This is a genomic window from Streptomyces sp. MB09-02B (assembly GCF_033794485.1).
In the GTDB taxonomy this organism is placed as follows: Bacteria; Actinomycetota; Actinomycetes; order Streptomycetales; family Streptomycetaceae; genus Streptomyces.
Window position 1 is genome coordinate 1 of sequence record NZ_JARGEE010000308.1, and the last position, 10,927, is coordinate 10,927.

Below are 10,927 nucleotides of genomic sequence, written 5' to 3' on the forward strand. Positions count from 1 at the left end.
CAGTGGGGGGCGGGGGATGGTGCGGCGCAGGGGAGCCTGCTTGCCATGGACCAGTTCGGCGAGTTTGGCGTAGGCCAGTTCCGCCCAGCCGTCGGTGAGGTGGTCGTAGTCGCTCTGGCTGAGGTAGTCGCGGGCGGCGTCGGTGAGGAAGGCTTGGGGAAGGTGGAGGCCGACGCCGAGGCGGCGTGCGTCCATCGCCGCTTCCAGCAATGCTCGGGCGGGCGGGGTGGCGTACTGGTAGCAGTTGAGGAGTTCGGGCGCGCCGGCCAGGTCCTGGGCCACCCGCCCGTCGGCGCGGGCGCGGGTGAGGGCGTCGGCCAGAAGCCGGTCGCCGTTCTCGGCAAGGACGGTGGCCGCTGCCAGGGCATCGGTGTCGAAGGTGTCCGGGACGGTCAGGGTGCGGCCGGCCAGCAGTTCCCGCACCCGGCTGTACGGATCCTCCCCGCCCGGTGGGGGCAAGGCGGCGTACTCGGCTGCGTAGTCGGGCCACAGCGTGCCCAGTACCAGGACCGGCCCGTTCCTCTCATCGATCAGCAACTGGTGTACCGCCGCCGCGATCTGTTCACCGGCCGCCCGGTCGCCGAGGTAGTGCTGCGCCTCGTTCAGCCACACCACCGTCCGCGGCCCGACCCGACACAGCCCTGCCAGCGCGGCCTCCGCGCGGGTCGGGCCGACGGGGTGCCACAGGCGCCATCCCTGGTCCGCGAGGGGCTGGACAGCCTCCCAGCACGCCCGGGTCTTGCCTGTCGATGAGGTGCCCACCAGCACCACGATCCGGCTGCGGCCTGCCGCCGCATCCCCTACCGCTGCGGCCAGCACCCGGTCATGCTCCCGGGGCACGTATCTGGGCAGCACCCGCGCGGCAGGGGCCTCGCAGCCGGGAGCGGTTCGGCCGAACCCCGCAGGGTGGACCTCCAGATCGTGCGGCTCCCACCCACCGATCGGACGGCCAGGCCCCGATTGATCGTCGCCCCCGTCCTTTCCGTCCCTGGCCGCATCCCGCCGCAACTCCAGCAACTCCTCGCCCGGCAGCTTCAACACCCGGGCCAGCTCAGCAACGGTCCGTGCCGACGGCACCGGGCCCGTGGGCGACAGTGCCTGCCACAGGGTGGTGCGCCCCAGCCCGGTGCGGGCAACGAGCTGCTTCTGGGTCAGCCGGGCCTGGGCCAGACCGTCGTCCAATCTCCTACGCAGTTCGGTGAGTACCGGGTTGTGGCCGTTCTGTTCATCGTGCACGTGTTCGTCCCCCGGGACCGGTCATGTTCGCCGGTGTTCATTTTCGTCCCGGCGGAGCATGGCGCACACGACTTTCGCGACCTTCGACCACGTCAACACCCCACCGTGTACCGGGAGTCTGCCGTGACCGTCGCCGTCGTTCTGCTCACCATCACAGTCGTCATCGTCGTCGCGCTGCTGGCCGCCGCCGGCGCGGGCAAGCTCGCCCGCATGGACGGCGCCACCTACCCCGCCGCACTGGCCCGCGCCGCGACCACGTTCGCCGCAGTCATCACCCTCGCCACCGCCGTGACCGCAGCCATCGCCGCCCTCCTCACCTGAGAGGATCAGCGCACACCCTGCCAACGCGGGCGACCGGTCCGACCACCGACCGAAAACGCCAGGATGGCCGCCGCTGTCCTGGCCAATGGACTCCCCCGCGGAATAAGCCAGCAGGATCGGTGACAGCACTCCTACTGGCACCACTTCTCGGCCAGCCGGAATGTCTGCCGCAACCGCACTGCGGGCACCCGCGATAACGAGGCTAGGGTTCGCCCATGCTCGACGACGCGACCATGCAGCGGGCCACCGCCAACCTGCTCTCTGCACCCCAGACTCTCGTCAGCGCGGCTAGCGCACTGCCCGCTGCCGCGGGCGTGTACGCCTGGTGGGCATCACCCGAGGTCCTGCCCTGCTTCCCCGGACCGGTCAATACGGGCGATGCCGGACTGCGGCTGCTCTACATGGGTAAGGCCGGCCGACTGCGGACCCGTGTCGCCTCGAACCACTTGAGGGACTCCGGTCGGTCCACCCTGCGCCGGACCCTGGCTGGCCTACTCATGCCCGCTGAGACCTACCGCACAATCTGGACCGACCGCGTCGTCCTGATCCCCGACGACGAACAGCGCCTCACTCAATGGATGCACGAGCACCTCACCCTCACCTGGACCGAGCACCCACACCCAGTGCCACTGGAGAAGCAACTGATCTCCCAGCTGCACCCGCCGCTGAACGTCGAGGGAACGGAGCATGGCGCCTCCCGGGACCTCGTCAAGCAGGCGCGAGCCTTCTACTACGCCAGTGCCGGCCCCCGACCGGACAAGTAGTCGACTTTCACTGCTGCCTGCACAACACCCGTCTCACTTCAGCCTCAGATCTGGCAGAGGCTGCTCGATGGAGATTCCCGAGGAAGGTGGACGGGCGCTGGCCTCCACCCCGGAGCCCGGTTAGATCGTGTTGGTGTGGCATTCGGTGATTCGATTGCGGAGGTCCGCGACGTCGAGGCCAAGGCGGTCGGCGATGTCCGGGATGCAGGTGTGTGGGATGCGGGAGGAGAGACGGACCGCGTCCGCGTCCCAGGCGCATTGGAGCGGAATTCCGGTGCGGAGGAAGTCTCTGGCCTGGGCTGCGGCGTCGTTCACGAGAGCGTGCAGGTGCTCGGTCGTGGGTGCGGGAGGCGGCGGGGCCCAGTCTGGGAGGCCGGGCGGCTCCTCGGAGAGGGAAGGCGAGTACTCGGGGACCGGGGGTAGGTCGGGGTATTGCCTGTACCAGGCCCACGCGTGGTGTGCCGAGAGGCGGTTCTTCGGCCTGGTGTCGGTGGGCGCGCCCGCTGTGGGGAGGTCTTGTGCCGGGTGCTGGGGTTGGCGCAGTCCGCGAAGGACAGCGAAGTCTTCTGGGTGGGTGGCGAGTCGGTCGGTGAGTGCGTGTGCCAGGGCAGCTGCGTGGCGGCAGGGGGTTGTCATCGCGCAGGTGCAGATGAAACGGAGTTCGCCGGGGCTGGGCACTACGGTCACGCCGCCGGCGTGCGCGGGGTCGGCGAGACAGTCGGGCAGTGTGTTGTCTTCAGCGTCGTGGTGCTCGCAGTGGGGCGATGCGGTGCGGACGTTGGAGGCTTGGTCGGCGGTGAGGACTGGCAGTGTGATGGCTACGCGGAGTTCCGCGCCGCTGTTGCGTGCGGTGACGATGCCGGAGATGCGTCCTGGCGAGATCCAGAGACGTTCGATACCTCGGTCGTCCAGGTCCGTGCGGCCGACGAGGAGGGTTTCCTGGTCGGCGATGGTCGAGCGGGCGGCGGCGCCGACGCTGTCGGCCCACAGGCTGGCGTGGTTCATCGTGGGGCTCCTAGGGCGATCAGCTCGCAGATTTCATCGTCGGTGAGTTCACTGAGGGCGGAGCTGTCGCTGGTGAGGATGGCGTCGGCAAGGGCGCGTTTGTGGCGCAGGAGTTCGTCGATCCGGTCTTCCAGGGTGTTCTCGGTGGTGAGCTGGCGGACGGTGACGGTTCGGGTCTGGCCGAGACGGTGTGCCCGGTCGATGGCCTGGCCCTCCTTGGCCGGGTTCCAGGGGCGGTCGAAGAGGATGACGTGGCTGGCCTGGGTGAGTGTGAGGCCGGTTCCGCCGGCCTTGACGGTGATGACCATCGTCTGTCCGGGGCGGCTCTGGAAGGTGTCGACGATGCGCTGTCGGTCGCGGCCTGCGCAGATGTCGCCGCTGAAGTAGAGCGGGTTGATGTTGTGGCTCTGGAGGTGATGGACGAGTCGGTGGGCCATCGCCCGATACCGGGTGAAGATCAGGCACGACTCGTCCGGGTCGCGGAGCACGGGCAGGAGGTCGTCGAGTGCGGCCAGCTTGCCTGAGCGTGCGGCGGCCCGTTCGGGGTCGTAGGAGTCGTCGAGCGCCTCGTTCAGGAAGTGCTCGGGCGAGTTGTAGATCTTCTGCAACTGATCGAAGAGCTTGAGCAGGAGGCCCTTGCGCGCGATGCCTTCGGCAGAGCGGATCTCTCGGAGGGTGTCGTCAGCAACCCGTTGGTAGAGGGCGGCCTGCTCGGGCGTCAGCGCGACGATCCGGGGACTGTAGACCTTGGGCGGGAGCTCGGGCAGGACTCCAGGGTCGCTCTTGCGTCGGCGGAGCATGAAGGCTCTGAGGAGGCTGGACAGACGGTCGGTCAGCTCGGTGTCGGTGATGTTCTCCTCGATCGGCCTGCCGAACTGCTCGCGGAAGGTCTTCAGGGCACCGAACAGGCCGGGGTTGAGCCAGTCCATCAGGGACCAGGCATCGGTGAGGCTGTTCTCGACGGGGGTCCCGGTCAGGGCGATGCGGATCTGGGACTGGATGCGGCGCATGGCCATGGCCGTGGCTGTCCGATGGTTCTTGATCAGCTGTGCTTCGTCGGCGATGACGAGGTCGAAGGGGTGCGCGGCGAGGATGTCGATGTCGCGGCGGACGGTCTCGTAGGTCGTGATCACCACGGTGCGGGCCGTCGTTCCGTCCAGGGTGCGGTCCGGGCCGTGGTAACGGGCGGTGGGCACCGTGGGGGCGAACCGCTGCACCTCGCGCTCCCAGTTGATGAGCATGGACGCTGGGCAGACGATGAGGGAGGGGCCCACGGGTTGGCACGCTTGGTCGCGGCGGTGCAGGTGGAGAGCGAGGGCGGTCAGGGACTTGCCCAGTCCCATGTCGTCGGCGAGGAGGGCTCCGAAGCCGGCGTCGGTGGTGTTCGCCAGCCACGCGAGGCCGAGCTTCTGGTAGTCGCGCATGGTGGCTGACAGCCCGTGGGGTGACTTCACCGGGGTGCTGCGGGAGCCGTCGCGCAGGAACTGCACGAGTTCGGCGAGGTTTCCGGCCGGCTCGCAGTCAAAGGTGTTGCCCTCGATGCTGATCTGCCCGGTCAGGGAGGCCCGCAGCGCCTGGTCGGCGGCCACGGGCCCCATCACGCGGTCTCCTGCGCGCTGAGCTGTCTCCTCGTCGAGGAGCACCCAGTGGCGGCGGACCTTCGCCAGCGGCACAGGAGTCTTCGCGAGGTCGTCCATCTCGCTGTCGGACAGGTCGACGCCGGCCACCGACAGCTGCCAGCGTCCGTCGAGTACGTCGTCCAGGGCGAAGCGGGGACGAGTTGTGCCGACCGGTCCTGCGGGGCGGCGCTCCAGGACCGCGCGGGTCCGCAGACGGTCCGTCCACCCGTGATGCCATTCCACGCGCAGTCCTGCCCGCTCCAGCTGCCGCGCTGTCCGTCCTCTCAGCAGGACGGCCTCGGCCGCCCGCAGTGTGAAGGTGTCGGGGACGGGGCGCTCCAGGAGCCGTTCGGCGGGTGCCCAGTCGGCGGCGATGTGCCGCAGCCGGCGGCGTAGGAGGGCCACGAGCTGGGGGTCGGACGCGATGTCCGCAGCACGGCGCCAGTTCCGTTCATGGGCCGTCGGGGCATCCGGCATGCGCAGCCGGAGGTCTGCCCAGAGCAGCTCGGTGTCGTCCGGGCTGTCCTTCTGCGGGGCGCGGACCGACAGCACCAGGTCCATCGCTTGGGAGGCCGCCCCGTCCCGCAGATCGTCGCCCCACTGCACGAGTGCGGGCGCGTGCTGCTGCCGTGGCACCGCCCCGGTGAACGGCCCGTTCCCGAGCACGGTCGGGGTACCCGGGCCGCGGAGCATCGCCTCGGCGACCGCGTCGAGTCCGGCGAGAATCGCGACTCGCGGGGCCCACAGCCGGTGCGGCTTCGAGTCCGCGACCATGCCGCAGTTCCCCGGTGGCACCAGTGCCTCTGCAAGGCGCCCGACCCAGTCCTCCTCTTCGCCGGTCAGCGGACCGGCCCGCCACACGTCCGCCCCGTCGTCCGCCAGCTGCGGGAAGACGCGGCCGGAGGCCACGACGGTCAGCCCGAGACGGATGACCTGGCGCCACACGCGGACCGAATGCGTTTCCTTTCCCTGTTCCTCCGCAGCGGCCAGTACGTTGGCGAGCAGCCGTAGCGGGACGTGCCAGCACTCCACAAGCTGTAGTTGGATAGCACTGCCCAGACTCGGCAGGATCAGTGCGGCCGTACAGGCTCGGATCGGGCGAGGGGGCGATCCCTGAAGGGGCAGCCCGTCGGGGCTGTAGAGCAGGAACCGGGCGGTCCCGCCGTGGATGTCGATGGTGAGTTCCGCTCCCTGCCGTAGCAGTGCGGCCAGAGAGGCTTCCGCCATGGTGATGTCGTCGGCTCCGGCGACCGGTCCGGCGGGGCCGTGCCGCACGCGGTCGTCGTGGATGTCCGGCGCCGGCGCCGCGGGAGCGTCCGGGGGTGCCGCGCCAGGTGGTGCAGCCAGTAGCTCCAGCATGGCCTTCGCCGCGTTGCGCTGGGCAGGCCGCTTCGCCGCTCCGGCGACCTCCACCCGCAGTTGTTGCCCGGCGACCTGGCAGGTGACGGCCGCGAGGTACCCGGCCCCCGGTTCGAGCCGCGGCTTGCCGACAACCAGCTTGTCAATCCGGCCCTTCTGCTTGAGCTGGTTCAGCACCTGGAGGGCGGTCATCTCGTTGAGGGCCGGGACGTTTTCCTTCCCATGCCAGACAGGGAGTGCGGGCGCCGTGGTCCGCTTGCACTCGCCCAGTAGGAGCTTCGCCGCTTCGAGGCGGGCGCCGGACCTTCCCACGCTGCGGCCTGTGCCAGAGACCACCTGCCCATTGCTGACGCAAGCGGCCACGCACACGAACAGAGGCTCCAGGCCCGTGATGCTCGGCTGCTCCTTGAAGGTCAGCTCGCTGATCACACCCCCCTGCTGCATCACCAGGAGCCGGTCCTGCGGGCTGGGGGAGGCCGTCTTCGTCACAGGAGCAGGGGGCTGCGTCTGCCGCGGCGGGGGAACTTCGACGGGCAGGCCGGCGAGATCGGCCAGCACGCGCAGTGCGACCACGCCCCGGGCGTCGCGCTTGTTTGTGCGCCACGGACCGGTCACGGTCGCCGTCTCGCCGTCGGTCACGTACGTGATGCGAGAGCGGAACAGAATCGCGCCTCCGGGTTTCTGTTCCTCTTCGAATTCCGGGACAGGCTGCTTTCGAACGGAGTGGTACAGCGTCAGCACGGCGACCGCGGCCCCAGGCGTCTCGGCAGCGGCGATCAGCACCGCTTTGCGTGCTGGCTCCCAGGCGGAGGACGCAGCGTCGAAGAGCACCGCATGAAGATCGCGAGGGATCAACGCACCCGCAGCGATCCGGGAGGCCACCTCGGCGACCACGGCTGGCGCCACGACCGGCTGAGCGAGGGCGCTCAGCAATCGTGACGCGAAAGTTGCGTCAGCTATAGCTACGACCGAACCGGCCGCATACCGGGCCGCCGGCAGCCACCCCTTCTCAGCGAAGCCGGCCTGATCCACCGGTTCACAGCCGGACATGTGGCCGAGAAGGCTCACCACAGCGCCTTGCAGGGCAGCCTTCTTCGTCCCGCGGGTGACGGCGGCGCCGTGGAACTGCCGGGCCTGATCGCGCCAGCCGGCCTGCACGACGAATAGTCCAGGACCACCACCACTGAGGTCCCGGACGACGAGCGCGGTCGGGACACCGCTCTCCTGGGCATGGGAGTGCAGCACCGATGTCGCGAGCTCGGGCCTCGCCCTCACCACCGCCCAGGCCGATGCCGTCGCCTGGGCGGCGAGGCGAGTTCCCTTGAACCGTAGAAGGAGCAGACGCAGCTCCTTCACGCCCAGTCGGCCGCTTCCGGCCCGGACGGCTGCCTCGGCAGCCAGCTCAGCAGGCAGGTGGCGAGTCTCGTCCGCCTTCTCCACAAGCCGTGAGAACACCGACGGCTCGAGGGCGCTGAGGTCTACCCGGGCGGCAGACGAGGGACGCGGCACCCGAGCTGACTGAGCGGAGGGGAGAGTCGCCATGACCAACCTTCACGAGAGCACAGGACCTCACCAACAGGAGAGGCGATCGCAGTCAGTAGTCGATGATCACAGTTCGTGTTCACAGCCGGGTGGACACGCCGAGGCGGCAGCGCCGTGCACCACCCGGACGTGTGCATACAGCACCGATGCCTTGACGGCACCACCTGCGGGCGTCCAGTACCTCGGCTTGACGGCGCCTCGACCTGCGGAGCGCTACGACGACCGCACTGCCGCACCTCCAGCCGCTGCCGCAGTGTCCCGCTTGTGCTTCGGCACCCCACAGCGCCGCATCCCGCATACCGTGCCGTCCCGCTTGACCACGAGGCACACCTCCACGTGATCGGCACACCGGTCTTTGCCGGGCACGCGGGGTTTCCGGCACAACCTGGTCCTGTCGGGGCAGACGCAGCGCCCCAGAGCGTCCGCGTTCTCCGGGCTGTGCTCCGAACAGGGTTGCCCCTCCCGTTCCACGATCTCCGCGCAGAATCGTCGGGGAGAGCGGTTCTCAAACGGGTCGTCGTACAGCGGCTCCAGGCACATCGGACCGCTGAACCGGCGCAGATTGTCGGCGAGTTCGTGCTCCTCGTGGTGGTTGGCCAGGTCTGCCAGTGCACGCAGCAGATCCGGCGTCGCCTCGACGAACCAGTCCGCGTAATCCGTGCCGTTCACGTATCCAGGTGTGGGGCCCAGCGCGGACGCAGCGTCAAGAACCGCTCTCGCTGCGTCCTTCGGGTCGCAGGCGCGAGCGAGGACCGGCTTTTTCGGGGTGCGAGGCAATGGGACCTCCCGGGTCGTAGGTACTGGGGCATCCTGGCCGCCGCCGAGCAGCCGGACCGACGACACGCGAGTGTCCTCACCGGCAGGGAGGTCGACCCGCGCTATGACACCGGCGGGGCGTCAGCAGCCGTACGAACGTCACACCTGCGGGCACCGAGACGCGCAGTGCCCCTCCGCGCCCTAGAAGGCACACAGCGAGGGCGCCGGCAGAGAACGCGGTCAGCACGGCTCTGGCGACAGCGGCAGGGGTCACCGGCAGGAGCAACGCGGCCGGCGGCCTCCGCGACCGAGAGCAACCGGACGAACTGCTGGGCATCGACCGTGCCCAATAAGGGGGTAGGCAGTGTTGGCGAACTGCTACAACCCCCGCAGCGGGTAGGTGAACGACTCCCTGTCGGGCGCAGAGGCCGAACCGCCTGTAGCGCACGTACCCTTCGTGGTGTCTGCGGCGTCACTTATCCGACGCCAAACCACTGGAGGCAACACCCCGTGCTGATCGCTCAGCGTCCATCCCTGATCGAAGAGGTCGTCGACGAGTTCCGCTCCCGGTTCGTGATCGAGCCGCTGGAGCCGGGCTTCGGCTACACCCTCGGCAACTCCCTGCGTCGTACGCTCCTCTCCTCGATCCCCGGTGCGGCTGTCACCAGCATCCGGATCGACGGTGTCCTGCACGAGTTCACCACCGTGCCGGGCGTCAAGGAGGACGTCACCGACCTGATCCTCAACATCAAGCAGCTGGTCGTCTCCTCGGAGCACGACGAGCCGGTCGTGATGTACCTGCGCAAGCAGGGCCCGGGTCTGGTCACCGCCGCCGACATCGCGCCCCCGGCCGGTGTCGAGGTGCACAACCCCGGCCTCGTCCTCGCCACGCTCAACGGCAAGGGCAAGCTGGAGATGGAGCTGACGGTCGAGCGCGGCCGCGGTTACGTCTCCGCCGTGCAGAACAAGCAGGTGGGCCAGGAGATCGGCCGTATCCCGGTCGACTCCATCTACTCGCCGGTGCTGAAGGTCACGTACAAGGTCGAGGCCACGCGTGTCGAGCAGCGCACCGACTTCGACAAACTGATCGTCGACGTCGAGACCAAGCAGGCCATGCGTCCGCGTGACGCCATGGCCTCCGCCGGTAAGACGCTGGTCGAGCTGTTCGGTCTCGCGCGCGAGCTGAACATCGACGCCGAGGGCATCGACATGGGCCCGTCCCCCACGGACGCCGCCCTCGCCGCCGATTTCGCCCTGCCGATCGAGGAGCTGGAGCTCACCGTTCGGTCGTACAACTGCCTCAAGCGTGAGGGCGTCCACTCCGTGGGTGAGCTCGTCGCTCGTTCCGAGGCCGACTTGATGGACATCCGCAACTTCGGTGCGAAGTCCATCGACGAGGTCAAGGCGAAGCTGGCCGGCATGGGCCTGGGCCTCAAGGACAGCCCGCCCGGATTCGAGCCCACGGCCGCCGCCGATGCATTCGCCACCAACAACGCGGACACGAGGTTCGTCGAGACCGAGCAATACTGAACGGTGCGCCGCGCCAGTGAGGCTTTCTCACGAATGGCCCCGGCCGCGCTGGCGTTAACCTTCAGCTGGCCTGTACCCGGGCGGCTGAGAGGTTGTCCGTCTTCGGGCGCTCGACTTCTCTGCTCCGCACGGCTGCGGCGGAGGGAGCCAGCACGACGACGTACAAGGGTCGTGTATGCAGCCTGGCGACATACCGGCTCAGGTCTTCCCCCAGGATGATGTCCTGGATGACCACGGTCCAGCCGTGGCGCGTGTACTCGTCGGCCACCAGCGCGGACAGTTGGTAGCGCAGTTCCAGTTGGGACCTGGCCTCGGTGGTCTCTTCGGGCAGCAGTTCCTCCCGGCCGGACCACCATCCGTCGGAAGACGTCGCCGCGCACGTGGGCAGCTCGGGGTAGCTGCCCGGCCAGCAGTTCGGCCACGGTGGACTTCCCCGCCGCCATCACGCCGGTGATCAGGACGACTGCGGAACCCAGTTCGGTGTCCACGCACGCCCTCCCCTTCCAGCTTTAGGGAACTTGCTCTGGATAGAGCGGCTTGGGGGACACCTACTGCGCAGGGTGCTCGCTGAGCGTGCTGCCGCTCAAGGGGGTTTCCTGGTTCCGTCAACTGTCCTCTTGTTGATCGATGGCAAGGCTCGGGAACCAAGCGCTCCAGAGCATCAGCGGCCCTGCTCGAGATTGTCGACGATCGGCGGTGAGGTTCCCCCGTTGCGCGAGAGGTGCTGATCAGCTGGTCAGTGAGGGTTGACGGGGTTTCAGGTTCGTCGGTTCGGCCGTCGCCTGCTCGGCGTAG

General features: G+C 68.8%; 7 protein-coding genes and 1 pseudogene. 3 read left to right on the forward strand and 5 right to left on the reverse strand.

Annotation, left to right across the window (positions count from 1 at the left end):
• Positions 1 to 1,236, reverse strand: a 1,236-nt coding sequence (locus tag P1P70_RS31975; protein ID WP_319244003.1) for a helix-turn-helix transcriptional regulator, incomplete at its 3' end; no start/stop codon positions are given.
• Between the two features lie 123 nt (positions 1,237 to 1,359).
• On the opposite strand from P1P70_RS31975, the gene P1P70_RS31980 reads away from it, so the two are divergent.
• Together P1P70_RS31980 and P1P70_RS31985 are read left to right on the forward strand one after the other, a co-directional pair.
• Positions 1,360 to 1,557, forward strand: coding sequence for a hypothetical protein (locus P1P70_RS31980; protein ID WP_319244005.1), 198 nt, complete (start codon positions 1,360 to 1,362; stop codon positions 1,555 to 1,557).
• Positions 1,558 to 1,772: 215 nt separating this feature from the next.
• Positions 1,773 to 2,321 carry a GIY-YIG nuclease family protein gene (locus tag P1P70_RS31985; RefSeq protein WP_319244007.1) on the forward strand — a complete coding sequence of 183 codons (549 nt, stop codon included), beginning with the start codon at positions 1,773 to 1,775 and terminating at the stop codon, positions 2,319 to 2,321.
• Between the two features lie 120 nt (positions 2,322 to 2,441).
• Here P1P70_RS31985 and P1P70_RS31990 read toward each other — a convergent pair whose 3' ends face one another.
• The 3 genes from P1P70_RS31990 to P1P70_RS32000 form a co-directional block, all read right to left on the reverse strand.
• Complete coding sequence (locus tag P1P70_RS31990) at positions 2,442 to 3,326, reverse strand: hypothetical protein (RefSeq protein ID WP_319244009.1); 885 nt, start codon at positions 3,324 to 3,326, stop codon at positions 2,442 to 2,444.
• The gene (locus P1P70_RS31995) at positions 3,323 to 7,759 is read right to left on the reverse strand and encodes a DEAD/DEAH box helicase (protein WP_319244011.1); all 4,437 of its coding nucleotides are present in this window, start codon (positions 7,757 to 7,759) and stop codon (positions 3,323 to 3,325) included. Before P1P70_RS31995 ends, P1P70_RS31990 begins: the two co-directional genes overlap by 4 nt.
• A gap of 300 nt (positions 7,760 to 8,059) precedes the next feature.
• Complete coding sequence (locus P1P70_RS32000; protein ID WP_319244013.1) at positions 8,060 to 8,515, reverse strand: hypothetical protein; 456 nt, start codon at positions 8,513 to 8,515, stop codon at positions 8,060 to 8,062.
• Between the two features lie 597 nt (positions 8,516 to 9,112).
• Between P1P70_RS32000 and P1P70_RS32005 the strand changes: the two genes are divergently transcribed.
• Positions 9,113 to 10,132, forward strand: a complete 1,020-nt coding sequence (locus P1P70_RS32005; RefSeq protein WP_319244015.1) for a DNA-directed RNA polymerase subunit alpha — start codon at positions 9,113 to 9,115, stop codon at positions 10,130 to 10,132.
• A 97-nt stretch (positions 10,133 to 10,229) separates the two neighbouring features.
• On the opposite strand, the pseudogene P1P70_RS32010 reads toward P1P70_RS32005, so the two are convergent.
• Positions 10,230 to 10,575, reverse strand: a pseudogene (locus tag P1P70_RS32010) (AAA family ATPase); the annotation flags it as partial.
• Between the last annotated feature and the right edge of the window lie 352 nt (positions 10,576 to 10,927).

Coding starts and splice junctions, on each gene's coding strand:
- P1P70_RS31985 (WP_319244007.1), top strand. CDS start 1,773: ATGCTCGACGACGCGACCATGCAGCGGGCCACCGCCAACCTGCTCTCT.
- P1P70_RS31990 (WP_319244009.1), bottom strand. CDS start 3,326: ATGAACCACGCCAGCCTGTGGGCCGACAGCGTCGGCGCCGCCGCCCGC.